We start from the raw sequence: 26,238 nt of genomic DNA on the forward strand, positions 1-26,238 counted from the left end.
GATTCTAGCCGGCCGGCCTTCAGCGCGCGTAGGCCAGGTCGCGCAGGCCCAGCGACAGCTGGGGCACGTAGGTGATCACCATCAGGCAGGCCAGCACCACCAGCACGAAGGGGATCAGCTGCGTCACGATGCGGTCCAGCGAGATGCGCGCCACCGTGCAGGCGGCGAACAGGTTGACGCCGAAGGGCGGTGTGATCATGCCCAGGGCCAGGTTGACCACCATGATCAGGCCGAAGTGCACCGGGTCGATGCCGAAGTGCTGGGCGACGGGTGCCAGGATGGGCGCCAGCACGATGATGGCCGCGCTGGTCTCGATGAACATGCCGATCACGAACAGGGCGGCGTTCACGCCCAGCAGGAACCAGAACGGCGTCTGCAGCACCTCCTTGAGCCACTGCCCGATCGCATCCGGCACCCCGGCGCGGGTGATCAGGAAGGCGAACAGCCCGGCGTTGGCGATGATGAACATGATCACCGCCGAGGAGATGACCGACTTGCGCAGGATGGCGTACAGGTCGCGCAGCCGGATCTCGCGGTAGATCACCATGCCCACGACCAGCGCATAGGCGACCGCGACGGCGGAGGCCTCGGTAGGCGTGAACACGCCGCCGTAGATGCCGCCCAGGATGATCACCGGCATCAGCAGGGCCCAGCTGGCCTGCAGGGTGGCGCGTCCGAACGACAGGCGGCCCTCGCCGTCGGTCTTGCCCCAGCCCTTCCACTTGCACCAGGCCCAGACGAACAGCATCAGCGCCAGGCCGATCAGCAGGCCGGGGCCGAAGCCGGCGATGAACAGCTCGCCGATGGACACCTCGGCGCTCACGCCGTACAGGATCATCGGGATGGACGGCGGGATGATCACGCCCAGTTCCGCCGAGGTGGCCTGCAGCGCCGCGGCCCAGGAGGTCGGGTAGCCGTGCTTGATCAGCGCCGGGATCAGGATGGCGCCGATGGCGAAGGTGGTGGCCACCGACGAACCCGACACCGCCGCGAAGATCATGCAGGTCAGCACGCAGGTCATGGGCAGGCCGCCCTGCACGCCGCCGACGATGCTCTTGGCGAACTCGACCAGCCGGCGCGAGATGCCGCCGGTCTCCATCAGGTTGCCGGCCAGGATGAAGAAGGGGATGGCGGCCAGCGGGAACTTGTTGATGGCGCCGAACATCTCCTTGACGGAGATCAGCATGTTGGCGTTGCTGGCCTGGATGCCCAGCACCGAGGCCAGGCCGATGGACACCGCCACCGAGATGGTGAGGGCGAAGCACAGCACCATGGTGCCGACCATGATGCTGGTCATTGCGCAGTCTCCAGTTCCAGGCGCTGGGGGTCCAGCAGGTTGCCGATGATGCCGATGGCCGAGAACACGGCGCCCACCGGCATGGCCAGGTAGGCCCAGAACATGGACACGTCCTCCAGGCCGATCATGCTTTGCACCTCCCCGCGCCTGGCGTAGTCCCAGCCCCACCAGAGCACCACCGCCATCAGCGCCAGGGCGGCGATGCACACCATCCAGTCGAGGAAGCGCCGCATGCCGGGCTTGCTCCAGCGGTACAGCACGTCCACGCTGACCATGGCGCCCTGGCGGAAGGCCATGGGGATGCCCAGGAACACCATCCAGATCAGCGAAAAGCGGATCAGGACCTCGGTCCACTCGGCCGGCTGCTCGAGCACGAAGCGCATGATGATCTGGAACACGCCCAGGCCGGAGGCCAGGGCCAGCATGGCGCAGGCCGCCGCCATGGCGAAGCCGCTGGTCAGGCGCTCAAGGCGCAGGAAGCTGTTTCTCATATGAAAACGGCCCGCGACCCCGACACATGGGCGCAGGCCGCCATCCTTTCAGCAGCAGATCACTTGTAGTTGCGGATCTTGTCCATGTTGGCCTTGCCGAACTGCTTCTCGAACTCGGCATTGATCGGCGCCAGGGTGGCGACGAACTTGGCCTTGTCCACGTTCTCCACCACCTGCATGCCCTTGGCCTTGAGCTCGGCGGCCCCCTTGGCGTCGTCCTCGTCCACCCGGGCGCGGTTGGCCTTGACGGCTTCCTTGGCTGCGTCGAGGAAGGCCTGCTTGTCGGCGGCCGAGAGCTTGTCGAAGGCCGCCTTGTTCATCACGAAGATGCAGGGCGAGTACACATGGCCGGTGAGCGACAGGTGCTTTTGCACCTGGTCGAACTTGGCGGCCATGATCACCGACAGCGGGTTCTCCTGGCCGTCCACCGTGCCCTGCTGCAAGGCGGTGAACACCTCGGGGAAGGCCATGGGGGTGGTGACGATGCCCAGGCCCTTGTAGGCCGTCACGTGCACCGGGTTCTCCATGGTGCGCATCTTCAGGCCCTTGAGGTCCTCGGGCGCGGTGACCGGCCGCTTGCTGTTGGTCATGTGGCGGAAGCCGTTCTCCCCCCAGGCCAGCGCCTTGAAACCCTTGGAGTCGAACTTGCCCAGCATCTCCTGGCCGATCGGCCCGTCCAGCACGGCGCGGGCATGCGCCTTGTCGCGGAACAGGAACGGCACGTCCAGGATCTTGGTCTCGGGCACGAAGTTGGGCACCGGGCCGGTGGAGCTGAAGGCCAGCTCCTGGGTGCCCAGCTGCACCGCCTCGATGGACTCGCGCTCGCCGCCCAGCGAGCCGGAGTAGAAGGTCTGGACCTTGTAGCGGCCGCCGGTGCGCTTGTCGACCTCGCGGGCGAAGGTGTCGATGGCCACCCCCTGGTGCGAGTTCTGCGCCGTCGAGATGCTGATCTTCATGGTGGTCTGGGCAAGCGCGGCGGAGCTCATCACCAGTCCCGCGGCCAGGGCCGCGAACAGTTTGCCGAATTTCATGCTGTCTCCTGTGGGTGGGCAAAGACGCGATCTTGCCCCAGCCGCGGCGCCGGCCGCCACAGGAGTTCTACTCACATGTTGGTGTAGTTGGGCCCGCCGCCGCCCTCGGGCACCACCCAGACGATGTTCTGCGTCGGGTCCTTGATGTCGCAGGTCTTGCAGTGCACGCAGTTCTGGGCGTTGATCTGCAGCCGGTCGCCGCCGCTGTCGTCGCGCACGTACTCGTACACCCCCGCCGGGCAGTAGCGGCTCTCGGGGCCGGCATAGACGCGCAGGTTGGTGTTCACCGGCACCGACGGGTCCCTCAGCGTCAGGTGCGCCGGCTGGTCCTCGGCGTGGTTGGTGTTGGAGATGAACACCGAGGACAGCTTGTCGAAGGTGAGCTTGCCGTCCGGCTTGGGGTAGACGATGGGCTTGCACTGCGCCGCCGGCTTGAGGTAGAGGTGGTCGGCTTTCTCGCGGTGCAGCGTCCAGGGCACCTTGCCGCGCAGCACGAACTGCTCGATGCCGGTCATCACGGTGGCGGTGTACAGCCCCTTCTTGAACCATTGCTTGAAGTTGCGGGCGCGGTGCAGCTCGGCATGCAGCCAGGACTTCTCGAAGGCCGCCGGGTAGGTCGTGAGCTCGTCGTGCCGGCGGTCCGCCTGCAGGGCCTCGAAGGCGGCCTCGGCCGCCAGCATGCCGGTCTTGATGGCCGCATGGCTGCCCTTGATGCGCGAGGCGTTCAGGTAGCCGGCGTCGTCGCCCACCAGCGCGCCGCCCGGGAACACCGTCTTGGGCAGCGACAGCAGGCCCCCCACCGTCAGGGCCCGCGCACCGTAGCCCAGGCGCTTGGCGCCCTTGGCCCCCTCGAAGTACCAGCGGATGTTGGGATGCGTCTTGAAGCGCTGGAACTCCTCGAACGGCGACAGGTAGGGGTTGGCGTAGTCCAGGCCGACCACGAAGCCGATGGACACCTGGTTGCCCTCCATGTGGTACATCCACGAGCCGCCGTAGGTGGTGCTGTTCAGCGGCCAGCCGGCGCTGTGCAGGGCCAGGCCGGCCTGGTGCCGCGCCGGATCGATCTCCCACACCTCCTTGATGCCTATGCTGTAGCTCTGCGGGTCGCGGCCGGCATCGAGCTTGAACTTGCGGATCAGCTGCTTGCCCAGGTGGCCGCGCGAGCCCTCGGCAAAGATGGTGTACTTGGCATGCAGCTCCATGCCGAGCTGGAAGTTCTCGGTCGGCTGGCCGTCCTTGCCCACGCCCATGTTGGCCGTGGCCACGCCCCTTACCGCAGGTAAGCCCCCAGGTCCCGAGCCGTCCTGCGTGTAGAGCACCTCCGCCGCGGGGAAGCCCGGGAAGATCTCCACGCCCAGGCCCTCGGCCTGCTGTGCCAGCCAGCGCGTCACGTTGGCCAGGCTGACGATGTAGTTGCCGTGGTTCTGGAAGTTGGACGGCAGCAGGAAGTTGGGCGTGCGGCTGGCGCCGCGCTCGCTGAGGAACAGGAAGATGTCCTCGGTCACCGGCTGGTTCAGCGGGGCACCCTTCTCGCGCCAGTCGGGCAGCAGCTCGGTCAGGGCGCGCGGGTCCATGATGGCGCCGGACAGGATGTGCGCGCCCGGCTCGGACCCCTTTTCCAGCACCACGACGGAGACTTCCTTGCCCTCCTGCGCCGCCAGCTGCTTGAGGCGGATGGCGGTGGACAGGCCGGCCGGGCCGGCGCCCACCACGACCACGTCGTACTCCATGGCTTCGCGGGGGCCGTACTGGGCCAGGATCTCGTCATGGGTCATGGAGGTCTCGCTGATAATGTTTTTTCGGTCGGGTGCCGGCGACGCCGCCTGGCCGCTCGGGTGGCCCCGGATTCTATGGCGGCGGGACCCGGAAAAGAACGACCGTTCTTATTTTGTTGGCCGGTTCCGGCGGGAGACCCTTCAGTGAGCTACAGCATCGACCTTTCGGGCCGTGTCGCCTTCGTTACGGGCGCCTCCAGCGGGCTGGGCGCGCAGTTCGCGCGCGTCCTGGCGCGGTCTGGCGCGGCCGTGGTCCTGGCCAGCCGCCGCATCGAGAAGCTCAAGGAGCTGCGGGCGCAGATCGAGGGCGAGGGCGGCGACGCGCACGTGGTCACGCTGGACGTGACGGACCTGGCCAGCATCAAGGCCGCGGTGGCCCACGCCGAGACCGAGATGGGATCGATCGACATCCTGGTCAACAACTCGGGCGTGAGCACCACCCAGCGCCTGCAGGACGTGACGGAAGAGGACTACGACTTCATCTTCGACACCAACGTCAAGGGCGCCTTCTTCGTGGCGCAGGAGGTCGGCAAGCGCATGCTGGCGCGCGCCAAGGGCGCGGCGCCCGGCACCTTCACCGGCGGGCGCATCATCAACATCGCCTCCATGGCGGGGCTGAAGGTGCTGCCGCAGATCGGCGCCTACTGCATGAGCAAGGCGGCCGTGGTGCACATGACGCGCGCCATGGCGCTGGAATGGGGCCGCTTCGAGATCAACACCAACGCGGTCTGCCCCGGCTACATCGACACCGAGATCAACCACCACCACTGGGAGACCGAGCAGGGGCAGAAGCTCATGCAGATGCTGCCGCGCAAGCGCGTGGGCAGCCCCGAGGACCTGGACGCCCTGGTGGTGCTGCTGGCCAGCAGCCAGAGCCACTTCATCAACGGCGCCGTGATCGCCGCGGACGACGGCTTCGCCGTTTGAGCGCGCAGCGGATGGGAGCGGGCGTCCTGGCCGGCCTGGCGGCCGGGGCGCTGTGGGGCCTGGTGTTCGTGGCGCCGCGCATGGCCGGGGGCTACTCGCCGGTGGACCTGACCGCGGGCCGCTTCGTGGCCTACGGCGCGGTCGCCACCGCCTTGATGCTGGCCGCGCGCGGCCGGCAACGCCCCACGGCGCGCCAGGCCGGGGCCGCCGCGGGGCTGAGCCTGCTGGGCTTCACCGCCTACTACCTGCTGCTGGTGCTGGCCATCCGCGACGCGGGCACCGAGGTGCCCACGCTGATCATCGGGACCATTCCGCTGTGGGTGATGCTGCTGGGCAAGCCGGGGCACCTGCGCTGGACGGCGCTGGTCCCCGGGCTGGCCCTCACGGCAGCGGGCCTGGCGCTGATGATGGGCGTGCCGCATGGCGGCGAAGCCGGGGGCGCCGCGCCTGCGCACCCCTGGCGCGGCGTGGGCCTGGCCGTGGGCGCATTGGCCTGCTGGACGGCGTTCGCCCTGCTCAACGCGGCCTGGCTCAAGCGGCACCCCGAGGTCGACGTGACCGCCTGGGCCAACTGGCTGGGCGTGGCCACCGGCCTGGGGGCGCTGCTGCTGTGGCTGGCCGCCGGCTCGCCGCCCGAGGTGCTGGCGGCCCGCCCGGACCGGTGGCTCTTCGCCCTGCTGTGCCTGGCCACCGGTTTCGGCTCGGCCTGGCTGGCCACGGTGCTGTGGAACGTCGCCAGCCGCCGCCTGTCGGCCAGCCTGTGCGGCCAGCTGATCGTCAGCGAGACGCTGTTCGCCCTGCTGTATTCCTTCGCCTGGGACGGCCGCTGGCCCAGCCCGGCGCAGTCCGTCGCCTGCGTGCTGTTCACGCTGGGCATCCTCGCCTCCATCCGCGCGCACCGATGAAGATCGCCATCCCCGAGCACAAGAAGCTGGTCCACGAAATGCTGATCCCCATCCGCTGGGGCGACATGGATGCCATGGGCCACGTGAACAACACCACCTACTTCCGCTACCTGGAAACCATCCGCATCGAGTGGATGCGCTCCATCGGCTGCCAGCCCGACCCGCGCGGCGAGGGGCCGGTCATCGCCAACGCCTTCTGCAACTTCTACAAGCAGCTGGAGTACCCCGGCAACGTGCGCGTGCGCATGTACGTCAGCGACCCTTCGCGCAGCAGCTTCGAGAGCTGGGGCACGATGGAGCGCGAGGACGACCCCGGCGTGCTGTACGCGGCGGGCGGCGCCACCACGGTGTGGGTGGACTTCCCGGCGCAGAAGTCGGCGCCGCTGCCGCCGTGGATGCGCGCGCACCTGGAATAGCCGCGGCGGCTCAGCCGCCCTTTACGGCTTTTTGCATCGGTTGCAAGGGCAGAGCAGGCGGCTTGGCTACGCTCGTCGCATGCTGACTTCATTCCTCCTCGTCCAACCCCGTTCCTTTCCCGCCACCAAGACCCTCGCCACCGCGTTGTTCCTGGCCGCAGCCGCCCAAGGCTGCGGCGGTGGAGGCGGCGGCTCCGGCGATGGCACCCAGCAGACCGCATCAGCCCCCTCGGGCACCCCGGCCACCCCGACCCCCTCGGCCGCCCCGGCCCAGGTGGCAGTGACCACCCGCGCCACCGGCCTGTCCAGCCCCTGGGGCATGGCCTTCCTGCTGGACGGGCGGCTGCTGGTCACCGAGCGCACCGGCGGCCTCAAGCTGCTGTCCGGCGAGGGCTCGGTGCTGGGCAACGTCGGCCTCGCGCTGCCCAACCTGGTGGTCGAAGGGCAGGGTGGGCTGATGGACGTGGCGCTGGACCCGGCCTTCGCCAGCAACGGCCGCGTCTACCTGAGCTTCTCCGAGCGCGATCCGGGCAACCCCGCCCTCAACGGCACCGCGGTCGCGCGCGGCGAGCTCAGCGCCGACGCTCGCACGCTCAGCAACGTCACCGTCATCTACCGGCAGCAGCCCAAGGTGGCATCGACCGCGCATTTCGGCTCGCGCCTGGTGTTCGACCGCGAAGGCCGGCTGTGGGTCACGCTGGGCGACCGGCGCACCAACGAGCAGCGCGGCTTCGCCCAGGACCTCACGCGCGGCAACGGCAAGGTGGTGCGCATCACCACCGATGGCGCGCCGGCGCCCGGCAATCCCACCTGGCCCGCCGGCGCGCTGGCCGAGACCTGGAGCTACGGCCTGCGCAACCCGCAGGGCGCCGCCGTGCATCCTGCGACCGGCGATCTGTGGACCAGCGACCATGGCCCGCAGGGCGGCGACGAGATCAACCGCACCGTGGCCGGCGCCAACTTCGGCTGGCCCCTGGCCAGCCACGGCCAGGAATACGGCACCACCACGCCGGTGGGGCCGCAGACGCTGGCCGGCACCGTGGGACCGGCCTGGGTCTGGAACACCCGCGACGGGCAGCCCTGGACCGGGGGCGCCATGTCCTCGCCGGCGCCGGCGGGCATCAGCTTCTACACCGGCACTGCCGTGCCGCAGTGGAACGGCAACCTGTTCGTCACCTCGCTGGCCGGGCGGGCACTGTGGCGCCTGACCCTGGACGGCAACACGGTCACCGGCCAGGAACGGCTGCTGGCCTCGCGCAACCAGCGGCTGCGCGACGTGGAGCAGGGGCCGGACGGCGCGCTTTACCTGCTGACCGACGACGGCCAGCTGCTGCGTTACGGGCCCTGAGCGCTACTTCCTGGCGCCTTTGTCGCGCGGCACGCGCCCGAGCAGGTAGAACTCGGGATTGGGCTGCATGCCCGTGGCGTTGGCCATGCGGTTGGACAGGCCGAAGAAGGCGGTGATGGCGGCGATGTCCCAGGCATCCTCGTCCGAGAAGCCGTGCGCGTGCAGCGCCTGGAAGTCGGCGTCGTCCACCTCGTGCGAGCGCAGGCAGACCTTCATCGCGAAGTCCAGCATGGCGCGCTGGCGCGGCGTGATGTCGGCCTTGCGCCAGTTGACCGCCACCTGGTCGGCCACCAGCGGCTTCTTCTCGTAGATACGCAGGATGGCGCCGTGCGCCACCACGCAGTACAGGCAGTGGTTGGCGGCGCTGGTGGCGGTGACGATCATCTCCCGGTCGCCCTTGGTCAGGGTGCCTTCCTCCTTGAGCATCAGCGCGTCGTGGTAGGCGAAGAAGGCCCGCCACTCGGCGGGCCGGCGCGCCAGCGCCAGGAACACGTTGGGCACGAAGCCGGATTTCTCCTGTACCTCGAGGATGCGCGCGCGCATGTCCTCGGGCAGGTCCTTCAGTTCGGGCAGGGGGTAGCGGGGGGCATCCATGGTGTCTCCTGGTTCGGCATCCAAGGTTAGCGCGGGGCGGGGCCGCGGGCGTAAGCTCGCGGCTCCTTTTCTTCCATGGAGACGACGATGCAACTGCCCCAGGACCCCGAACTCCAGGCCGGTCTGGCCACCCGCCGCGCCGTGCTGGGCAACGACTACGTGCAAGGCGCCCTGGACAAGGCCACGCCGTTCACCGCGCCGCTGCAGGAATTGGTGACGCGCCACGCTTGGGGCAACACCTGGCAGCGCCCGGGCATCGACCTGCGCACCCGCAGTATCGTCACCGTGTCCATGCTGGTGGCGCTGGGCCGCATGCACGAGCTCAAGATCCACGTGCGCGGGGCGCTCAACAACGGCGTGACGCGCGAGGAACTGCAGGAGATCTTCCTGCATGCCAGCGTGTACTGCGGCTTCCCGGCCGCGGTCGACGCCTTCCGCACGGCCTCGGAGGTGATCGACGGCGGCAAGTAAAGGCCGGCCGTGCGGGCGTCACTTCTGCACCAAAGTGTCACCAGGCGCGGCCTGCCTGGGGATGCCGGGGTAAGGTAGGGCAATGGCCTTGAATCAGCCCCGAGGGCCACTCGTCGCTTTCTGGTTCATGCTGGCGCTCGTGCTGGCAGGCGGCCTGGCGCTTGCGCTGCGCGATGGCACGCCCGCCGCCAGCACGAGGGCGGATCGTCTGCCGCCGCAGGCGACCGCGGGCCCCGCGGCATGCGCCTTCGACCCCATGGCGCCGGAGAGAGGGTCGGGCGACGGCCAGTTGCGCCTGCGTACCGACCTGGACGGCAAGACCGCCGCCGACGCCGCCGGCCTGGTCTGGCTGGCCCACGAGGTGGCCGGCCAGGGCCGCACGCGCGACACCGAGGTGGCGCTGATCATGGCCTGCCGCCTGGCGGCCCGGCTCGACGGGCCGCAGGCGCCCGCCGTGGCCGAGGCCAAGTACCAGCTGGGCCGCCACTACCTGGCACTGGTCGCGCCCGGCGGCGCATCGGCGCTCGGCGGCGGCACGCGCGGCGACATGCTCCGGCGCGCGCAGGAGGTGCTCCAGGAGAGCCGCCACGCCTTCACCGCGCAGTACGGTGATGCCCATGCCAAGACCCAGTTGGCCGCCGCTGCCGCAGCGACGGCGCAGCAGAGTCTGACGGCCGTCGCCGCCCGGCCACCAAACGCCGTGCCACCTGCAGCCGTGCCACCTGCAGCCGTGCCACCTGCAGCCGTGCCCGGCCGCCCGCCCGAGGCGGTGGCTGCAGCCCCGGAGAGCGCACCGCCGCCCCCGCCAGCGCCGGCACCGCAGGCACAACAGTCGCAGCAGGCCCCGCCTCAAGCGCAGCCGCCGGCGCAGGCCTCCGCACCCAGGCCCGAGCCGGCGCCGCCGCCTCCCGCCGTGGCGGCCAAGCCGGCACCTCCCCCTCCAGCCGTCACCGCCAGGCCGGCGCCCCCGCCAGTGGCTTCCGGCAAGCCGGCGCCGGCGCCGGTGCCTCCTGCGGTCGCCGGCAGGACCACGCCGCCGGACCCGGCCGTGGCCAGCGTCAAGCCCAGCTTCGACTGCGCCAAGGCGCGCTCCGTGCCGGAAAAGATGATCTGCTCGGATGCCGAGCTGGCGCGGCTGGACCGCGAGCTGGGCCGCCTGCATGCGCAGGCCAAGCGCGCCGCCCCCAGCACGACTGCCTTCAATCGCAAGAACAACGAGGAATGGAACCGGCGGGAGGCGACCTGCCGCACCCGCTCCTGCCTGCTACAGTGGTATGCCGAACGCCGGCAGCAGCTGGAGGGCGACCTGCGCCGCTCGCAGGACCGCACCACCGCGTCCCGCTAGGCGGGGCGCCTCAGACCCCGGCCATCAGCTTGTGCACCAGGTCGGCCGTGGTGCTGGCCTTGTACTTGCGCATCAGCCGGGCCCGGTAGATCTCCACCGTGCGGTGGCTGATGGCCAGCGCCTTGCCGATCTCCTTGGAAGTCATGCCGTCCAGCAGGCGGGCGGCCACCTCGCGCTCGCGCGCCGTCAGCTCGGCCTTGACCGGCCGCTGCGAGCTGAGGTCCTCGAACGCCCAGATGCCGGCCTCGTGCGGCGCGGCGCGGTTCAGGGCGCGGCCGGTCACGTGGCACCAGAACACCTCGCCGTCGGCGCGCTTCATGATGCGGTCGTCCGCGTAGTGGCCCTTGGCATTGAGGATGGGCGCCATGCGTGCGCCCAGGCGCTCGTATTCGTCGGCGCTGGGGTAGAGGACCTGGAACGACTGGCCGATCAATGCCTCGCGCGTGGCGCCGAACATGTCGCACAGCTGCTGGTTGCAGTCCACGATGCTGCGGTTGCGCGACAGGCACAGGCCCACCGGCGCGTGCTGGAAGGCGATGCGGTAATCGATGTCCATCGGGTCGTTCTTTACGGGATACTACGTAGCTCGCTAGGTAGTATCGTAGCGGTTCCCCCGGCGCCCCCCGGCCGCCCCGTTTCCAGGAGACAACCCCCGTGAACAAGCTATTCCCTTCCGCCGCGGCAGCGCTCGACGGCGTGGTGCGCGACGGCCAGCTGCTGGCCGTCGGCGGCTTCGGCCTGTGCGGCATCCCCGAGGCGCTGATCGATGCGCTGCGCGACTCGAGCGCGAAGAACCTCACCGTCATCTCCAACAACGCCGGCGTCGACGACTTCGGCCTGGGCAAGCTGCTGCAGACGCGGCAGATCAGGAAGATGATCTCGTCCTACGTGGGCGAGAACAAGGAATTCGAGCGCCAGTACCTGAACAAGGAGCTGGAGCTGGAATTCACGCCCCAGGGCACGCTGGCCGAGAAGCTGCGCGCCGGCGGCGCCGGCATCCCGGCCTTCTTCACCAAGACCGGCGTGGGCACCATCGTGGCCGAGGGCAAGGAGCTGCGCGAGTTCGACGGCGAGACCTACGTGATGGAGCGCTCGCTGGTGCCCGACGTGGCCCTGGTCAAGGCCCACGTCGCGGACAAGTCCGGCAACCTGCGCTTCAACCTCACCGCCCGCAACTTCAACCCCGCCTGCGCCATGGCCGGCAAGGTCTGCATCGTCGAGGTCGAGAAGGTGGTGGAAGTGGGCGAGCTGGCGCCCGACGACGTCCACCTGCCGGGCATCTACGTGCACCGCATCGTGCACAACCCGAACCCCGAGAAGCGCATCGAGAAGCGCACCACCCGTTCCGCCTGAGGAGTAAGACATGCCCTGGACCCAAGACCAGATGGCCGCGCGCGCGGCGCAGGAACTCGAGGACGGCTTCTACGTGAACCTCGGCATCGGCATCCCCACCCTGGTGGCCAACTTCACCGGCGACAAGGAGGTGTGGCTGCAGTCGGAGAACGGCATGCTGGGCATCGGTCCGTTCCCCACCGAGGACCAGGTCGACGCCGACCTGATCAACGCCGGCAAGCAGACCGTCACCACCATCAAGGGCTCCTCCATCTTCGGCAGCCACGACAGCTTCGCCATGATCCGCGGCGGCAAGATCAACCTGTCCATCCTGGGCGCCATGCAGGTCAGCGAGAAGGGCGACCTGGCCAACTGGATGATCCCCGGCAAGATGGTCAAGGGCATGGGCGGCGCCATGGACCTGGTGGCCGGCGTCAAGCGCGTGATCGTGCTGATGGAGCACGTGGCGCGCAAGAAGGACGGCACCGAGGACCTGAAGATCCTGCCCCAGTGCACCCTGCCGCTGACCGGGGTGGGCGTGGTCGACCGCATCATCACCGACCTGGCGGTGCTGGACGTGACGCCGCAGGGGCTGAAGGTGGTCGAGATGGCGCCCGGCGTGACGCGCGAGTTCCTGCAGTCCAAGACCGGCGTCCCCCTGCACTGAAGGGCAGGCACCGGCCGGGACAGGGTTCCGGCTGACACGGCGGTAAGCCGCTTGCCGTCGTGCCAAAACGGCCTGCGCGTGCCAAGATGCGGCATCGCAACTTCCGGCGGTGGGGGTCCCATGAAACTTCTTCGTCTGGTGTTCGGCGGCGCGCTGGGCCTGGCCGCGTCCCAGGCCGCGCTGGCCACCTGCTACACGGTCTATGGCCCGAACAGCCAGGTGCTCTACCAGGCCCAGACCCCGCCGGTGGACATGAGCCGGCCGCTGCACGAGACCCTGCCCCGGGCCTATCCGGGCGGCCACCTGGTGTTCGACAGCGCCAACCAGTGCCCGGTCGAGAACGTGGCCGGCCAGCCCTCGGCCCTCAAGGCGGCGGTGGCGCGCGCCGGCGGCAGCACGCCGCTGCTGACCGACCGCGGCACGGCCGAAGCCCTGGGGCTGCCGCACACGCCGCTGGGCAACGACGTGGTGGTCGTGCCCCAGCGCCCGGCCAACATGCGTCCCGGCCTGAACGTGATGGAAGGCCCCGGCGGCGCGGTGGTCACCGAGGCCTACGCCCCGCCGGTGCCGGGCGCGGGGCGCACCGTCATGGGCGGCGCACCGGCCCGCTGATCCGCGGCCGGCCTGCTCAGGGCGTGGCGGGCGGCTGCAGGCCCAGCACGGCCGCCAGCGTAGCCGTCGGCATCGAGCCTTCCTGGACCACCAGGGCGCCGGTCTGCGCATGGTTGGCCACGACGGTCGGCACGGAGGAGAAACGGAAGCGGTTGAACAGCTGGGTGTTGGCCGCGACCACGGCGCGCTGCGCCTCCAGGTCGCCTTGGGCGCTGATGCCGCCCTGCTTGGCCGTCAGCGAGGCCTCGTGCGCGTCCATCGCTGCGACCGGGTCGGGCGCCCCCAGGATCGCTGCGCCCTGGGCCGCGCTGGTGGCGTTGATGATGCCCACCGGTACCCAGACGAAGCGGGCCTGCGGCTTCAGCGGCTTGGCCGCCTGCCACAGCGCGGCGCAGTGCGGGCACTGCGGATCGAAGAAAACGAACACCCGCCGCACGCTCATCTCGGAGCCGACGGTGAAGCCCTTGGCTTCGGCCGCCACGGCGGCCACCGACACGGTCGCCGGGGCGCCGCTGGAGCCGCCGGCTCCGGCGGCGGGCGCCGGTGCGTCCTTGCAGGCGGCCAGGCCCAGGCCGAGCAGGGCGGTGAGTAGGAAAGTCTTGCGCGACAGTTTTTTCATGGGATGCCAAGCGATGATGACCCGCGCAACATACCAAAAACCCGCCGGCCCCCATCTCGCCGCGGGTCAGGGCGCCGGCCGGACCCCCGTGCCCAGCACCTGCCGCAGCCCGACCAGGATGGCCACCAGGCCCAGCCAGGCCGGCGCCGCCATGGCATGGCCCAGCACCAGCCAGTCCAGCAGGGCGGTGCCCGGCGGCACCAAGTAGAACAGGCTGGTGACGTTGACCAGGCTGCCCGAGCGGATCAGCCGGTACAGCAGCCAGGTGGCCGCCACCGAGATCACCACGCCTAGCCAGACCAGGCACACCAGCAAACCCAGGCCGAATTCGGCGCGCAGCGGTTGGAAAGGCAGGAACAGCCCGCACAGCAGCAGGGCGCAGCCGTGCTGCAAGGGCAGCAGGTCCAGCGGCTCGCCGTCCAGCCGCTTTTGCAGCAGCGTGCCGGCCGTGGCGCAAGCCAGGGCGGCCAGGCCGAAACCGGCCCCGGCCCAGCCCATGCGCGTGGCCATCAGGCTGTCGACCACCACCAGCGTCAGGCCCGCCAGGGCCAGGGTCAGGCCGCCCAGGCGGCGCCAGGCCAACCTGCGCTCGAGCAGCAGCAGGGTCAGGATGGGCTGCACGCCCAGCAGCGTTGCCAGTCCACCGGCGCTCAGGCCGGCGTCCAGCGCCAGCAGGTAGCAGATGGAATAGCCGCCCAGCAGGATGAGACCCGTGGCGGCCGCCAGGCCCCGCTGGCCCGGGCGCGGCAGCCAGCGGCCCCGTGCCGCGGCCAGCACGGCCAGCACCGCGCAGGCCAGGACGAAGCGCAGCGCCAGGAAGGCGAAGGGGCTGGCATGGGCCAGGCCGGCCTGGGCGAACAGCGCGCCGCTGCTCCACAGAAGCACGAACAAGGCGGTGGGGCCCCAGGCCGCCACCGCGAAAAGATGCGTACGCATGAAAACACATGTCTCGAAGAAAGCCATGGACCCCAGCGCCGCCGCACATGTGAATGCGGCAGCGCGATGCGCCGTGGCGCATGCGGAACTGGAGGGAGGAAAAGGCTGTGCTCAGACCCGCCGTGCGGCGGGCGGGCTGAGCGGGGGCGAGACGGGAGGTGCGATGGAACGCATGGGCGGACTATAGCGCCTGCACGGCCTCTAGCGGAAGCGCTGGCTGAGGTAGGGCGAGCCCGCCAGCCCGAAACGCCAGGGCACGTCCATGGCCTTGGAGATGCCGATGCGCGGGCCCACCGTCACCTCGGGCGCCCGCTGCGGCGCAGCCAGCACCTGGAACGGCGGCCGGTCGAGACGCTGCGCGTTGAGCGCGCGGGTGATGCCCAGCGCCTGGCCCACGCGGCCGGGACCGCTGCACAGCAGGCGGGTCTCCTGCACCCCCCGGCGCTCGCGCATGCGCTCCAGGCCGTGCGTGGGTTCCAGCGCGCGGATCAGCACGCCCGCGCCGTGCCCTTCCTCGCGGCAGACGAAGTTCAGGCACCAGTGGATGCCGTAGGAGCGGTACACGTAGCTGCGGCCGGGCGGGCCGAACATGGACTGATTGCGCGGCGTCGGGCCGCCATGGGTGTGCGAGGCCGGGTCATCCCGGTCGTAGGCCTCGGTCTCCACGATGATGCCGCCCACGCCGTCGACCAGCAGCGTGGCGCCGATCAGTGCGCGCGCCACGACCGGCGCGTCGGCGGCGAAATCCTCGGGCACGAGCGGGCGGCTCATTTCACTGCCTGCTCCGCGCCGCTGTACTGGTCCTCGCCCAAGAAGCCGCCGCTCTGGTGCGCCCACAGCCGCGCGTACAGCCCGCCCTGCGCCAGCAGGCCGCGGTGGTCGCCTTCTTCGACGATGCGGCCCTGGTCCATCACCACCAGCCGGTCCATGGCGGCGATGGTGGACAGGCGGTGCGCGATGGCGATCACGGTCTTGCCCTGCATCAGCTCCTGAAGGCTGGCCTGGATGGCGGCCTCCACCTCCGAGTCCAGCGCGCTGGTGGCCTCGTCCAGCAGCAGGATGGGCGCATCCTTGAGCATGACGCGGGCGATGGCGATGCGCTGGCGCTGGCCGCCCGAGAGCTTGACGCCGCGCTCGCCCACGTGCGCCTCGTAGCCCTTGCGGCCCTGCAGGTCCGTCAGGTGCTGGATGAAGTCGTGCGCCTCGGCGCGCCGGGCGGCGCGCACCATCTCCTCCTGTGACGCCGTGGGCCGGCCGTACAGGATGTTGTCGCGCACCGAGCGGTGCAGCAGCGAGGTGTCCTGCGTCACCATGCCGATGTGGCTGCGCAGGCTGTCCTGCGTCACCTGCGCGATGTCCTGGCCGTCGATCAGGATGCGGCCGCCTTCAGGATCGTAAAAGCGCAGCAGCAGGTTGACCAGGGTGGACTTGCCGGCGCCGGAGCGGCCGATCAGCCCGATCTTCTCGCCCGCGCGCACCGTGAGGTTGAAGTGGTCGATCACCGGCGCGGGCTTGCCGTAGCCGAAGCGCACCTCCTCGAAGCGCACCTCGCCCCGCGTCACGCGCAGGGGCTTCGCGCCCGGCGCGTCGAGCACCGCACGCGGCCGCGTCAGCGTGGCGATGCCGTCCTGCACGGTGCCCACGTTCTCGAACAGCGAGGCCATCTCCCACATGATCCAGTGCGAGATGCCGGCGATGCGCAGGGCCATGGCCGTCACCGCCGCCACCGCGCCGACGCCGACCTGGCCGCGCGTCCACAGCCACAGCGAAAAGCCCGTCACGGCCAGGATCAGCCCCACCACCAGGGCATGGTTGACGATCTCGAAGGCGCTGACCAGCCGCATCTGGCGGTAGCCTGTGGCCTGGAACTCCCGCATCGCCTGCCGCGCGAAGCCGGCTTCGCGGTGGGTGTGCGAGAACAGCTTGACCGTGGAGATGTTGGTGTAGGCGTCGGTGATGCGGCCGGTGAGCATGGCCCGCGCGTCGGCCTGCGCCTTGCCGATGCGGCCCAGGCGCGGCACGAAGTACCAGACGGAGATGCCGTACAGCACCAGCCAGCCGGCGAACGGCAGCATCAGCCGCGCGTCGAAGGTGCCGGCCAGCCCGACGATGGTGACGAAGTACACGCCGACGCCGATGATCACCTCGGTCGTGGTGAACACCATCTCGCGCACCGCCAGCGCCGTCTGCATCACCTTGGTGGTGATGCGGCCGGCGAACTCGTCGGCATAGAAGGCCATGCTCTGGCCCAGCATCAGCCGGTGGAAATTCCAGCGCAGCCGCAGGGGGAAGTTGATGGCCAGCGTCTGGTGCTTGACGATGGTCTGCAGCGCGACGATGCCCGTGCTGGCCGCCAGCACCAGGCCCAGCACCAGCAGCAGCGGCCCCTGCTCCTGCCACAGCCGCGCGGGCTGCACGTTGCCCAGCCAGTCGACGATGCGGCCCAGCATCCAGAACAGGGCGGCTTCATAGGCGGAAACCGTCGCGCTCAGCAGCGCCAGCCAGGCGATGTAGCCGCGCAGGCCGCGGGTGCAGGCCCAGACGAAGGGCAGGAAGCGCTTGGGGGGGAGCGGCGGCTCGGCTTCGGGGTAGGGATGGAGGAGTTTTTCGAAGAGGCGGAACAAGAGGCGAGTCTTTCGGGCTGGCCGGCAAAGCGATCAAGTTTGCCTCAGAGCCCCGGGCCTTGCAGTCCCGAAGGGCCATCACCCGACGGCTTGCGCAGTGCCAGCAGGCGCGTGGTTTCCGCCAGTTCCCTGGCGATCTGGGCTTCGCTGGGCAGCACGGTCTGGTACTCGGATGCCATCACCTTGTTGGGCAGCCCTTCCAGCGCGTAGCGGGCCTCGGCCGCGCCTTTCTCGCTGCACAGGATCAGGCCCACCGGCGGGTTCTCGTCGGCGCGCATCCAGTTGGCCTTGGCGTAGTTCAGGTACAGGTGCATCTGCCCGGCGTCCGCGTAGCTGAACCGGCCGACCTTCAGGTCGATGATGACCAGGCAGCGCAGCCGGCGGTGGAAGAACACCAGGTCGACGCGGAACCAGCTGTCGTCGATGCGCAGGCGCTTCTGGCGCCCGATGAAGGCGAAGTCGTCCCCCAGCTCGAGCAGGAAGTCCTGCAGCCGGTGGATCAGCGCCTCCTCGAGCTCGCTTTCGGAGTAGTCGTCCTTCAGGTCCAGGAACTCCAGCACGTACGGGTCCTTGATGGCGGCGTCCGTACCCAGGGCGTCCTCGGGCCGGGGCGCCTGGCCGCGCGCCAGCATGGCCGCCTTGTCGCGCGACAGCGCGGTGCGCTCGTAGAACTGGCTGCCGATCTGGCGGTCGAGCTGGCGCACGCTCCAGCCGCCGCGCAGCGCTTCGGCCTGGTAGAAGGCGCGGGCCTGCTCGTCCTTCACGGACAGCAGGCGCACGTAGGCCGACCAGGGCAGGGGGAAATGGCCGGCCAGCGCCGCCAGGTTCTCGGGCGTCGCGCTTGCCGATATTGCAGACGGTGTCTGCAATATCCCGGGCCAGGCCAGGTAGAAGGCGCGCATCTGGAAAAGGTTGCGCCAGCCGAAGCCGCGCCCGAACCGGGCCGTGAGGTCCAGCGCGAGCCGCTTGATCAGCACCTCGCCATAGTCGGCCTTGCGCCTGCCTTTCTGCTCAGCTTCCACGATGCGGTGGCCGATCTCCCAGTAGCTGACGGTCATCAGTGCGTTGACGCTGCGCGCGGCCGCGATGCGGGCGGCTTGCAGCAGGTCGACGATGCCGCCGTGGATGGTTTCGTAATCGGCATTGGCGGCTGGCGTTGCCGGTGGGCGTGCCTTCCGGGGGGCGCCCTGCCCAGGACGGTGCGGCACCGCCTTGTGCTTGCTCTCAGCCATTTTTTAACTCCCTGGTCACTGCGCGCATGACGACACGCGCTTGGGATACTGTATAAATAAACAGGTAAATTGACAAGGCCGCCGTGTCACTCTCTTCCCCGTTGCCCCGCTGTTCCTCCTTTTCCTTTCTGAACCGGCCCGATGTCTGGCGGCTGCGCGAACTGGCAACCGAAAGCCGGACCCTGCCCAGCGGCCATCCGGCGCTGGCCGCGCAGCTGCCCGGCGGCGGCTGGCCGCTGGACGGCATGGTCGAGGTGCTGCAGGCGCGGCCGCAGCAGCATGTCTGGCAGCTGCTGCTGCCGGCGCTGGTGCAGGCGGCGGGACAGCAGGCCGGGCCGGTGGTGCTGGTGGGCGCCCCCTTCGAGCCTTTCGGTCCCTGCCTGGCAGCGCAAGGGCTGGCCTGCGACCGGCTGCTGTGCGTGCGGGCGGACCCGCCCGCCGCGCGGCTCTGGGCGGCCGAGCAGGCCCTGCGCTGCGCCGAGGTGGCGGCCGTGCTGGCCTGGCTGCCGCAGGCCGCCGCTGCCGAGCTGCGCCGGCTGCATCTGGCGGCCCAGCAGCGTCAGCGGCTGCTGATCGTGTTCCGCGGCCTGCGTGCGCGGCACCAGGCCTCGCCAGCGCGCCTGCGCCTGCTGGCCGAGGGGGTGGAGGCGCTGCAGGTGCACATCCTCAAACGCCGCGGCCCGCCCCTGGCCACGCCCGTGGTGCTGCCGGCCTGGCCGGCACGCCTGGCGGCGCTGCTGGCGGCACGCAAAGGCACGGGCCATGACACGGCCCAGCCCGCCTCCCTTCCCGACAACAGGAGCTTGCATGCACTGGATCGCCCTCTGGCCCTCCCATGAGGACGAGCTCGCCGCCTGGGGCTGGCGGGCGCTGCAGTTCACCCCGCGCGTGGCGCAGGTCGGGCGGGCCTTGCTGCTGGAGGTCTCGGGCAGCGAGCGGCTGTTCGGCGGCCGCAACCGCCTGCTGCATCAGGTCTTGCAGGACGACCATGGGCTGGCAGCCCCCTTTGCCTGGGCGCAAGGCGCCACTTCCCTGGTGGCCCTGGCCTTGCTGCGGCTGCGCCTGCGCGGCCAGCCACCTCCCGCCGTTCTGCCCGGCGGGCTGCCCCTGGAGGTGCTGGACGCGGCCCAGGAGCACATGGCCACGCTGGCCCGCGCAGGCTGCAACAGCTGGGGCGGGCTGCGCGCCTTGCCGCGTGGCGGCGTGGCGCGGCGCTTCGGCGCCGCATTGCTGGAGGCGCTGGACGCGGCCTATGGCGAGCGGCCCGAGCGCCATGCCTGGCTCGCGCTGCCGCAGGCGTTCGACCTGAAGCTCGAGTTGCCGACGCTGGCCACCGGCGCGCCCGAGCTGATGGGCACCGCGCAACGCCTGCTGGCGCAGCTGCAGGCATGGCTGCAGGCCCGGCACCGGGGCGTGCTGGCGCTGGAGCTGGAATGGACGCTGGACTTGAAGCGCCTGGACGGCGTGAGGCTGCCCTCCCACGAGCAGCTGGCCGTGCGCACCGCCCAACCCACGCAGGACCTCGGTCACCTGCGCCGGCTGGTGGGCGAGCACCTGGGGCGCGCCCGGCTGGCGGCGCCGGCCAGCCAGCTGCGGCTGCGCTCGCTGGATACCCGGCCCTGGGCCGGCGCCAGCCGCAGCTTCCTGCCCGAGGACAACCCCCAGGGCGAGCCGCTGCACCAGCTCGTCGAGCGGCTGTCGGCCCGGCTGGGCGCGCACAACGTGCGGATGCCGCAGGCCCAGGCCGATTGGCGTCCCGAGCGCATGCAGCGCTGGGTGCCGGCCGCTTCCCCTGGGCCGGTGCAGACGGCCGCGGCCGTCCAGCCCGGCGACGTGCTCTATCCCTCCTGGCTGCTGCCCCAGCCCTTGCCGCTGGAGGTGCGCGACAACCGCCCCTGGTACGAAGGACCGCTGCGCCTGCTGACGCGGCGCCAGCGGGTGGAGACCGGCTGGTGGGAGGAGGGCGGCGCCGTGGTGCGCGACTGCTTCATCGCCCGCAGCGAGCAGGCCGGCCTGCTGTGGATCTTCTGCGAGCACACGGTGCGCGAAGGCGAGGGCGGCTGGCCGAAGCGGCATTTGCGCTGGTACCTGCAGGGCTGGTATGCCTGAGTCCCCTGACAAGACCTTCCAGACCCCCTGGCCCGAGGACGGGGACCTGCCGCCCGTCCTGGGCGACACGCCCGACCCTTTGCCCCGTTATGCCGAGCTGCACTGCCTGAGCAACTTCAGCTTCCAGCGCGGCGCCTCGCATCCGCACGAGCTGGTGGAGCGCGCCTACAACCTGGGCTACGAGGCCCTGGCCATCACCGATGAATGCTCGGTCGCCGGCGTGGTGCAGGCCCACATCGGCCTGCGCGACTACCTCAAGGACATCGCCGAGCTGGAAGCGAAATACCCGGCGGAAAAACGCAAGCGTCCTTTCCGCCTGCTGTACGGCGCCGAGTTCCGTTTCCCCGAGGCGACGCTGGTGGCCCTGCCGCGCAACACCTTCGGCTGGGGCGACCTGTGCGAATTCATCACCGCCGCGCGCGCGCCGGCGGACAAGGGCGAGTACGTGGTCGGCTGGGAATGCAGCGACCTGGCCCTGCTGGCCGGCTGCGAGATCCTCTACGTGCCCCGGCGCGACCGGCCGGAGGCGATGGATGCACAAGCCCTCCAGGCCGGGCTGCAGCGGGCGGCGGGCCACTTCGGCCCCCGGCTCTGGCTGGGCGTCGAGCTGCCGGGCGAGCTGGGCGACGACCTGTGGCTGGCCTTGCTGCGCGAGGCCGGCGGGCACGTGGGCGTGCCGCTGGTGGCCTGCGGCGGCGCCGTGATGCACAAGCGCTCGCGCAAGAACCTGCTGGACGTGGTGACCGCCGTGCGCGAGGGCGCCACTGTGGCCGAGTGCGGCTTCGCCCTGCAGCCCAATGCCCAGCGCTACCTGCATTACCGCGCGCACCTGGCCCAGGTGTATCCGCCCGGGTTGCTGGCGGCCACGCAGGAGGTGGCCAGGCGCTGCACCTTCAGGCTGGAGGACATCCAGTACAACTACCCGCGGGAACCGGTGCCGCCGGGCCGCACGCCCATGGGCCAGCTGGTGCGGCTCACCTTGCTTGGCGCGAGGCGGCGTTACCCGGATGGCGCGATCGACGACCATCGCAAGCAGATCAGGCACGAGCTGCGCCTGATCCGCGAGAAGCGCTACGAGATGTTCTTCCTGACCGTGGAGGACATCGTGCGCTACGCCCGCGACCAGGGCATCCTGTGCCAGGGCCGCGGCTCGGCCGCCAACTCGCTGGTGTGCTACTGCCTGGGCATCACCGAGATCGCGCCCGAGTTCGCCAGCATGCTGTTCGAGCGCTTCATCAGCCGCGAGCGCGACGAGGCGCCGGATATCGACGTCGATTTCGAGCACCAGCGCCGCGAGCAGGTGATCCAGTACATCTACGGCAAGTACGGCCGCGAGCGCGCCGCCATCGCCGCGGTGGTGGTGCGCTACCGCACCCGCATGGCCATCCGCGACGTGGGCAGGGCGCTGGGCGTGGACGCGCGCCTGGTCGATGCCTTCGCCAAGGACCACTTCTGGTTCGACAAGGAGGTGGCGGTGGACCGGCTGGTGGAAGTGGCGCAGGCGCTGGGCGTCGAGGAAGCGCCGCACAAGCTGCGCCTGTGGCTGCAGCTGGCCGGCCAGCTGCGGGGCTTCCCGCGGCACCTCTCGCAGCACGTGGGCGGCTTCGTGCTCACGCAGGACAAGCTCACCCGCCTGGTGCCCATCGAGAAGGCCTCCATGCCCGGGCGCAGCGTGATCCAGTGGGACAAGGACGACCTGGAGGCGATGAACCTGCTCAAGGTGGACGTGCTGGCCCTGGGCATGCTCAGCGCGCTGCGCCGCTGCCTGCAGCTGGCCAACCAGTGGCGCGGGCGGAGCTGGACGCTGCAGCAGCTGCCCAAGGAGGATCCCGCGGTCTACGACATGATCTGCAGGGCCGACACCGTGGGCGTGTTCCAGATCGAGAGCCGGGCCCAGATGTCCATGCTGCCGCGCCTCAAGCCGCGCGAGTACTACGACCTGGTGGTCGAGGTCGCCATCGTGCGGCCGGGCCCCATCCAGGGCGGCATGGTCCATCCCTACCTGAAAGCGCGCGAGCGCCGCCGCCGCGGCCTGCCCATCCACTACATCAAGCACGAACTGGCTGGCCCGCTGGGCCGCACGCTGGGCGTGCCCATCTTCCAGGAGCAGGTGATGCAGCTGGCCATGGTGGCCGCGAAGTTCAGCGCCGACCAGGCCGATGCGCTGCGCCGCTCCATGGCCGCCTGGTCGCGCCGCGGCGGCGTGCACCGTTTCAGGGAGCCGCTGGTCGAAGGCATGGTGGGCAACGACTACCCGCGCGACTTTGCCGAAGGCATCTTCAAGCAGATCGAGGGTTTCGGCGAGTACGGCTTCCCGGAGAGCCATGCCGCCGGCTTCGCCCTGCTGGTGTACTTCAGCAGCTGGTTCAAGTGCCACGAGCCGGGCTGCTTCCTGGCGGCCATGCTCAATGCCCAGCCCATGGGCTTCTACTCGCCTTCGCAGCTGATCCAGGATGCGCGGCGCCATGGCATCGAGGTGCGGCCGGTGGACGTGGCGCTGAGCGATTTCGACTGCACCCTCGAGCCGCCGAGTGACTTACTCCCTCTCCCTCTCCCCCCGGGAGAGGGCCGGGGTGAGGGTGCTCCCGGCCAGGGCAACACCCTGCAACCCTGCGTCCGCCTCGGCCTGCGCCTGGTCGCCGGCCTCAGCACCCGAGGCGCCCAGCGCATCGTGGCCGCCCGCGCCGGCGGGACCTTCACCAGCGTGGAAGACCTGGCCCTGCGCGCGGCGCTGGACTTGAAGGACATGAACGCCCTGTCCGCGGCCGACGCGCTGTCCAGCCTGGCCGGGCACCGCCGCCAGCAGGTGTGGGCGGCCTCCGCCACCCGCCACGCGCCCGGCCTTCTCAGCCGGGCGCCGGTGCAGGAGGAATTGCTGCACCTGCCGGCCGCGCCCGAAGGCGAGGACGTGGTGTTCGACTACGCCGCCACCGGCTTTTCCTTGAGGCGCCACCCGCTGGCGCTGCTGCGCCCGCGCTTGGCCGCGCAAGGCTGGCTCACGGCCCAGGCGCTGCGCGAACTGCCGCACGGCAGCCCGGCGCGCGCCTGCGGCATCGTCAGCATGCGCCAGCGCCCGCCCACCGCCAAGGGCACCCTGTTCATCCTGCTGGAAGACGAGACCGGTACGGTCAACGTGATCGTCTGGGACCATGTGGTGCAGGCCCAGCGCGACGCGCTGCTGCGCTCGCGCCTGCTGGCGGTGGAAGGCGTGTGGCAGCGCGACGTGGACAGCGGCGGCCGGGTGCGCCATTTGCTGGCACGCCAGACGGAAGACCTCACGCCGCTGCTGGGCCGACTGGGCCGCCACGGCACCCGCAGCCGGGACTTCCATTGATGCAGCCGTACCAGCAACTGGCCATGCCGTTCCCGGCCGAACCCAGCCGTCGCCTGTTCGTGGGCCTGCAGCCCGACACCGCCACGCAGCGGGCCATCGCCGCTTGGCGCGACGGCTGGGCCTGGGCCGCGCGCCCGTCGCTGGTGCCGGCCGAACGGCTGCACATCACCCTGTTCTTCCTGGGCGAGGTGGCCACGCGCGACGAGCCTGCGCTACGCCAGGCCCTGGCCGCCACGCCCATGCCGCCCTTGTCGCTCGCACTGCGCACGCCGGCCGTCTGGCGCAATGGCGTCGCCGTGCTGCTGCCCGACGAGCATGCTGGCCTGCGCGCGCAGCGAGAGCGCATGCGCCAGTCGCTGCAGCGCCACGGCTTCGCGTGCGGGGCCGACTGGCAGCCGCACCTGACCCTGGCGCGCAAGGCCGCCGGCGCCCGGCCCCCGGCCGGCCCGGCCGGCTTTGCTTTCACGCTGTACGAGTTCGCGCTGGTCTGGTCGCAGCTGCCGCCGCTGGTGCCCGCAGCCCGGCATGTGGTGTTGGCGCGCTACCCGGCAGGAGTGCCGCCTGTCAACTGAGCCCTGTGCTTGCTGCGGACCGATGCGGCCGCCCGACACTCCAGGCTTGCCGCTTCAACCTTAAGAGCCAGTGACAGGTCCTTGGCACATCAGGCAAAAGCCATGATGTCCACCAGCTTATCCACAGCTGAAAGAACTACCTCAAGTAACAAATAGACGCACTTAACGGGTGCTTTTTGTAATTTCTGAATCTAGAGTTGTTTCAGCGAGTGACGCTCAGCAGTCAGAAACAGCGCAACTACGCGGGTAGTACGAGCTGAGGAGGCCATCTTCTCTCCTTGGTGTTTGCTTCACAAATTGACTGGAGAGTTACTGTGACTCACGACGAATTGAAGGACGAGGCGGTCTATGACCGCGACCGGCTGGAGCGGCATCTGTGGCAAATACAGCGCACCACCGGCCTGGACCGGCGCAAGGTACTCAGGTTGTTCGCCTCGAGCCTGGCAGTCGGCGCAGCCGGAGGCATGGTCCCCGGGTCGATGCGGCAGGCTTCTGCCCAGCAGGCGCTCACCCCGATCGTCAAGCCCACGCCAAGCGATCTCTTCTATACGCTGGGCACCAACCGGGAGATGCGCTGGGAAGCCATGCGCGGCCAGGACTACACGGTGCCCAACGAGCTTTTCTTCGTGCGCAACCACACCGTCACGCCCCGGCTGGCGGCCGACACCTGGCGCCTGCAGATCTTCGGCTCTGGCGTGGCGACACCCATCGAGCTGACTTACGCGGACCTCCTGGACATGGAGTCCGTCACCCGGACCCGGGCCATCGAATGCGCAGGCAATGCGCGCAGTTTCTTCGGCTCGCAGCAGGGAACGCCAGCCCCGGGCACGCAGTGGAAGCTGGGCGCCATCGGCGTGGCCGAATGGGAGGGTGTCCCGCTATGGAAGGTGCTGAAGAAGGCCGGGGTCAAGCAAACGGCCGTGGACATCATGCCCCAGGGCCTGGACAACCCGGTGACCGGCCAGGGCAATGTGCGCCGGCCCCTGCCGATCGAAAAGGCGCTCGACAAGGACACGCTGCTCGTCTTCCGCATGAACGGGGAAGTCCTGCCGCCTGACCATGGCCATCCGGTGCGCCTGCTGGTTCCTGGCTGGGGGGGCATCTCCAGCATCAAGTGGATCGGCAGCATCGAAGTGTCGGAAACGCCCCTGTTCTCGCCCTGGAACACCACGCAGTACCGCTTCTTCGGTCCGGAATATGCCCCCGACTTCCCGCCTGTCACGACCCACAAGGTCAAGAGCGCCCTGGAGCTGCCGTTTCCGGCCACGCTGCAAGCGGGGCGCAACATGCTGACCGGGCGTTCCTGGACCGGCAGCGGAAAGAAGATCCACCGGGTGGAGGTCAGCTTCGACGGCGGCTTCAACTGGGTCCGCGCGCGGACCTCCGGTCCGGACAAGGAGCAGGCCTGGACGCGCTGGACGGTGATGTGGGACGCCATGCCGGGCCATTACACCGTCAAGGTCCGCGCGACCGACAGCGACGGCCTGGTCCAGCCCGACAGCCTCCCCTTCAACTCGCAGGGCTACTCCTTCTGGGCGGTGGTGAACCATCCGGTGACGGTGAACGCGTAGCCAGCCGGCGGCCGCGCAAGCGGCCTCCCA

The 26,238-nt window shown here is 70.1% G+C and carries 25 protein-coding genes; 14 read left to right on the forward strand and 11 right to left on the reverse strand.

From position 1 onward, the window contains the following. Positions 1-19: 19 nt before the first annotated feature. From RTA_RS07520 to RTA_RS07535, 4 genes are all read right to left on the reverse strand, one after another. Entirely contained in the window at positions 20-1,297 is a 1,278-nt protein-coding gene (locus tag RTA_RS07520; protein WP_013900793.1) for a TRAP transporter large permease, read from the reverse strand. After that, positions 1,294-1,788 carry a TRAP transporter small permease gene (locus RTA_RS07525; RefSeq protein WP_013900794.1) on the reverse strand — a complete coding sequence of 165 codons (495 nt, stop codon included), beginning with the start codon at positions 1,786-1,788 and terminating at the stop codon, positions 1,294-1,296. Before RTA_RS07525 ends, RTA_RS07520 begins: the two co-directional genes overlap by 4 nt. Before the next feature lie 59 nt (positions 1,789-1,847). After that, the gene (locus tag RTA_RS07530; RefSeq protein ID WP_013900795.1) at positions 1,848-2,819 is read right to left on the reverse strand and encodes a TRAP transporter substrate-binding protein; all 972 of its coding nucleotides are present in this window, start codon (positions 2,817-2,819) and stop codon (positions 1,848-1,850) included. Positions 2,820-2,890: 71 nt separating this feature from the next. Further along, entirely contained in the window at positions 2,891-4,594 is a 1,704-nt protein-coding gene (locus RTA_RS07535) for an electron transfer flavoprotein-ubiquinone oxidoreductase (protein ID WP_013900796.1), read from the reverse strand. A 144-nt stretch (positions 4,595-4,738) separates the two neighbouring features. Here RTA_RS07535 and RTA_RS07540 point away from each other — a divergent pair, with 144 nt between their 5' ends. From RTA_RS07540 to RTA_RS07555, 4 genes are all read left to right on the forward strand, one after another. Continuing rightward, the gene (locus RTA_RS07540; RefSeq protein WP_013900797.1) at positions 4,739-5,521 is read left to right on the forward strand and encodes an SDR family oxidoreductase; all 783 of its coding nucleotides are present in this window, start codon (positions 4,739-4,741) and stop codon (positions 5,519-5,521) included. Between the two features lie 11 nt (positions 5,522-5,532). Next, on the forward strand, positions 5,533-6,426 hold the full coding sequence (locus RTA_RS07545) for a DMT family transporter (RefSeq protein ID WP_041675179.1): 894 nt from the start codon (positions 5,533-5,535) through the stop codon (positions 6,424-6,426). After that, a complete protein-coding gene (locus RTA_RS07550; protein ID WP_041675180.1) occupies positions 6,423-6,842 on the forward strand; it encodes an acyl-CoA thioesterase in 420 nt (139 codons plus the stop codon). Before RTA_RS07545 ends, RTA_RS07550 begins: the two co-directional genes overlap by 4 nt. Positions 6,843-6,921: 79 nt before the next feature. Beyond that, a complete protein-coding gene (locus RTA_RS07555; RefSeq protein ID WP_081466234.1) occupies positions 6,922-8,190 on the forward strand; it encodes a PQQ-dependent sugar dehydrogenase in 1,269 nt (422 codons plus the stop codon). Positions 8,191-8,193: 3 nt separating this feature from the next. On the opposite strand, the gene RTA_RS07560 is transcribed toward RTA_RS07555, so the two are convergent. Then, the gene (locus RTA_RS07560) at positions 8,194-8,784 is read right to left on the reverse strand and encodes a peroxidase-related enzyme (protein WP_013900801.1); all 591 of its coding nucleotides are present in this window, start codon (positions 8,782-8,784) and stop codon (positions 8,194-8,196) included. An 87-nt stretch (positions 8,785-8,871) separates the two neighbouring features. On the opposite strand from RTA_RS07560, the gene RTA_RS07565 reads away from it, so the two are divergent. Together RTA_RS07565 and RTA_RS21105 are read left to right on the forward strand one after the other, a co-directional pair. Then, on the forward strand, positions 8,872-9,255 hold the full coding sequence (locus tag RTA_RS07565) for a carboxymuconolactone decarboxylase family protein (protein WP_013900802.1): 384 nt from the start codon (positions 8,872-8,874) through the stop codon (positions 9,253-9,255). A 127-nt stretch (positions 9,256-9,382) separates the two neighbouring features. Next, on the forward strand, positions 9,383-10,600 hold the full coding sequence (locus tag RTA_RS21105) for a lysozyme inhibitor LprI family protein (protein ID WP_049871245.1): 1,218 nt from the start codon (positions 9,383-9,385) through the stop codon (positions 10,598-10,600). A gap of 10 nt (positions 10,601-10,610) precedes the next feature. Here RTA_RS21105 and RTA_RS07580 read toward each other — a convergent pair whose 3' ends face one another. Continuing rightward, the gene (locus RTA_RS07580; RefSeq protein ID WP_013900804.1) at positions 10,611-11,156 is read right to left on the reverse strand and encodes a PAS and helix-turn-helix domain-containing protein; all 546 of its coding nucleotides are present in this window, start codon (positions 11,154-11,156) and stop codon (positions 10,611-10,613) included. A gap of 98 nt (positions 11,157-11,254) precedes the next feature. Between RTA_RS07580 and RTA_RS07585 the strand changes: the two genes are divergently transcribed. The 3 genes from RTA_RS07585 (at position 11,255) to RTA_RS20175 (ending at position 13,211) form a co-directional block, all read left to right on the forward strand. After that, a complete protein-coding gene (locus RTA_RS07585) occupies positions 11,255-11,953 on the forward strand; it encodes a CoA transferase subunit A (protein ID WP_013900805.1) in 699 nt (232 codons plus the stop codon). 10 nt (positions 11,954-11,963) lie between these two features. After that, complete coding sequence (locus RTA_RS07590) at positions 11,964-12,599, forward strand: 3-oxoacid CoA-transferase subunit B (RefSeq protein ID WP_013900806.1); 636 nt, start codon at positions 11,964-11,966, stop codon at positions 12,597-12,599. 120 nt (positions 12,600-12,719) lie between these two features. After that, on the forward strand, positions 12,720-13,211 hold the full coding sequence (locus RTA_RS20175; RefSeq protein ID WP_013900807.1) for a hypothetical protein: 492 nt from the start codon (positions 12,720-12,722) through the stop codon (positions 13,209-13,211). Between the two features lie 16 nt (positions 13,212-13,227). On the opposite strand, the gene RTA_RS07600 is transcribed toward RTA_RS20175, so the two are convergent. The 5 genes from RTA_RS07600 to RTA_RS07620 all read right to left on the reverse strand — a co-directional run bounded on the left by RTA_RS07600 (position 13,228) and on the right by RTA_RS07620 (position 18,622). Then, positions 13,228-13,830 carry a thioredoxin fold domain-containing protein gene (locus RTA_RS07600; protein ID WP_013900808.1) on the reverse strand — a complete coding sequence of 201 codons (603 nt, stop codon included), beginning with the start codon at positions 13,828-13,830 and terminating at the stop codon, positions 13,228-13,230. A gap of 66 nt (positions 13,831-13,896) precedes the next feature. Then, positions 13,897-14,766: a DMT family transporter gene (locus RTA_RS07605; protein WP_041675181.1), complete on the reverse strand. Its 870-nt coding sequence runs from the start codon at positions 14,764-14,766 to the stop codon at positions 13,897-13,899. 201 nt (positions 14,767-14,967) lie between these two features. Next, entirely contained in the window at positions 14,968-15,537 is a 570-nt protein-coding gene (locus RTA_RS07610; protein WP_013900810.1) for a DNA-3-methyladenine glycosylase, read from the reverse strand. After that, the gene (locus tag RTA_RS07615; RefSeq protein WP_013900811.1) at positions 15,534-17,390 is read right to left on the reverse strand and encodes an ABC transporter ATP-binding protein; all 1,857 of its coding nucleotides are present in this window, start codon (positions 17,388-17,390) and stop codon (positions 15,534-15,536) included. Before RTA_RS07615 ends, RTA_RS07610 begins: the two co-directional genes overlap by 4 nt. Before the next feature lie 44 nt (positions 17,391-17,434). Further along, positions 17,435-18,622 carry a PDDEXK nuclease domain-containing protein gene (locus RTA_RS07620; protein ID WP_013900812.1) on the reverse strand — a complete coding sequence of 396 codons (1,188 nt, stop codon included), beginning with the start codon at positions 18,620-18,622 and terminating at the stop codon, positions 17,435-17,437. A gap of 83 nt (positions 18,623-18,705) precedes the next feature. On the opposite strand from RTA_RS07620, the gene imuA reads away from it, so the two are divergent. From imuA to RTA_RS07645, 5 genes are all read left to right on the forward strand, one after another. Then, positions 18,706-19,461 (forward strand): translesion DNA synthesis-associated protein ImuA, encoded by a 756-nt coding sequence (gene imuA / locus RTA_RS07625; RefSeq protein ID WP_013900813.1) that lies wholly within the window; start codon positions 18,706-18,708, stop codon positions 19,459-19,461. After that, positions 19,430-20,731, forward strand: a complete 1,302-nt coding sequence (locus RTA_RS07630) for a DNA polymerase Y subunit UmuC family protein (protein ID WP_013900814.1) — start codon at positions 19,430-19,432, stop codon at positions 20,729-20,731. Before imuA ends, RTA_RS07630 begins: the two co-directional genes overlap by 32 nt. Further along, positions 20,724-24,065, forward strand: coding sequence for an error-prone DNA polymerase (locus RTA_RS07635; protein ID WP_013900815.1), 3,342 nt, complete (start codon positions 20,724-20,726; stop codon positions 24,063-24,065). Before RTA_RS07630 ends, RTA_RS07635 begins: the two co-directional genes overlap by 8 nt. Then, positions 24,065-24,637, forward strand: a complete 573-nt coding sequence (locus tag RTA_RS07640; RefSeq protein ID WP_013900816.1) for a 2'-5' RNA ligase family protein — start codon at positions 24,065-24,067, stop codon at positions 24,635-24,637. The genes RTA_RS07635 and RTA_RS07640 overlap by 1 nt, the downstream gene beginning before the upstream one ends. Before the next feature lie 281 nt (positions 24,638-24,918). Then, positions 24,919-26,208: a sulfite oxidase gene (locus tag RTA_RS07645; RefSeq protein WP_226986152.1), complete on the forward strand. Its 1,290-nt coding sequence runs from the start codon at positions 24,919-24,921 to the stop codon at positions 26,206-26,208. Positions 26,209-26,238: the final 30 nt, after the last annotated feature.

Source organism: Ramlibacter tataouinensis TTB310, assembly GCF_000215705.1.
Lineage (GTDB): Bacteria > Pseudomonadota > Gammaproteobacteria > Burkholderiales > Burkholderiaceae_C > Ramlibacter > Ramlibacter tataouinensis.

Coding starts and splice junctions, on each gene's coding strand:
- RTA_RS07550 (WP_041675180.1), top strand. CDS start 6,423: ATGAAGATCGCCATCCCCGAGCACAAGAAGCTGGTCCACGAAATGCTG.
- RTA_RS07525 (WP_013900794.1), bottom strand. CDS start 1,788: ATGAGAAACAGCTTCCTGCGCCTTGAGCGCCTGACCAGCGGCTTCGCC.
- RTA_RS07565 (WP_013900802.1), top strand. CDS start 8,872: ATGCAACTGCCCCAGGACCCCGAACTCCAGGCCGGTCTGGCCACCCGC.
- RTA_RS07545 (WP_041675179.1), top strand. CDS start 5,533: ATGGGAGCGGGCGTCCTGGCCGGCCTGGCGGCCGGGGCGCTGTGGGGC.
- RTA_RS07530 (WP_013900795.1), bottom strand. CDS start 2,819: ATGAAATTCGGCAAACTGTTCGCGGCCCTGGCCGCGGGACTGGTGATG.
- RTA_RS07620 (WP_013900812.1), bottom strand. CDS start 18,622: ATGGCTGAGAGCAAGCACAAGGCGGTGCCGCACCGTCCTGGGCAGGGC.
- RTA_RS07580 (WP_013900804.1), bottom strand. CDS start 11,156: ATGGACATCGATTACCGCATCGCCTTCCAGCACGCGCCGGTGGGCCTG.
- RTA_RS07635 (WP_013900815.1), top strand. CDS start 20,724: ATGCCTGAGTCCCCTGACAAGACCTTCCAGACCCCCTGGCCCGAGGAC.
- RTA_RS21105 (WP_049871245.1), top strand. CDS start 9,383: ATGCTGGCGCTCGTGCTGGCAGGCGGCCTGGCGCTTGCGCTGCGCGAT.
- RTA_RS07610 (WP_013900810.1), bottom strand. CDS start 15,537: ATGAGCCGCCCGCTCGTGCCCGAGGATTTCGCCGCCGACGCGCCGGTC.
- RTA_RS07600 (WP_013900808.1), bottom strand. CDS start 13,830: ATGAAAAAACTGTCGCGCAAGACTTTCCTACTCACCGCCCTGCTCGGC.
- RTA_RS07560 (WP_013900801.1), bottom strand. CDS start 8,784: ATGGATGCCCCCCGCTACCCCCTGCCCGAACTGAAGGACCTGCCCGAG.
- RTA_RS20175 (WP_013900807.1), top strand. CDS start 12,720: ATGAAACTTCTTCGTCTGGTGTTCGGCGGCGCGCTGGGCCTGGCCGCG.
- RTA_RS07605 (WP_041675181.1), bottom strand. CDS start 14,766: ATGCGTACGCATCTTTTCGCGGTGGCGGCCTGGGGCCCCACCGCCTTG.
- RTA_RS07630 (WP_013900814.1), top strand. CDS start 19,430: ATGCACTGGATCGCCCTCTGGCCCTCCCATGAGGACGAGCTCGCCGCC.
- RTA_RS07535 (WP_013900796.1), bottom strand. CDS start 4,594: ATGACCCATGACGAGATCCTGGCCCAGTACGGCCCCCGCGAAGCCATG.
- RTA_RS07555 (WP_081466234.1), top strand. CDS start 6,922: ATGCTGACTTCATTCCTCCTCGTCCAACCCCGTTCCTTTCCCGCCACC.
- RTA_RS07590 (WP_013900806.1), top strand. CDS start 11,964: ATGCCCTGGACCCAAGACCAGATGGCCGCGCGCGCGGCGCAGGAACTC.
- RTA_RS07520 (WP_013900793.1), bottom strand. CDS start 1,297: ATGACCAGCATCATGGTCGGCACCATGGTGCTGTGCTTCGCCCTCACC.
- RTA_RS07640 (WP_013900816.1), top strand. CDS start 24,065: ATGCAGCCGTACCAGCAACTGGCCATGCCGTTCCCGGCCGAACCCAGC.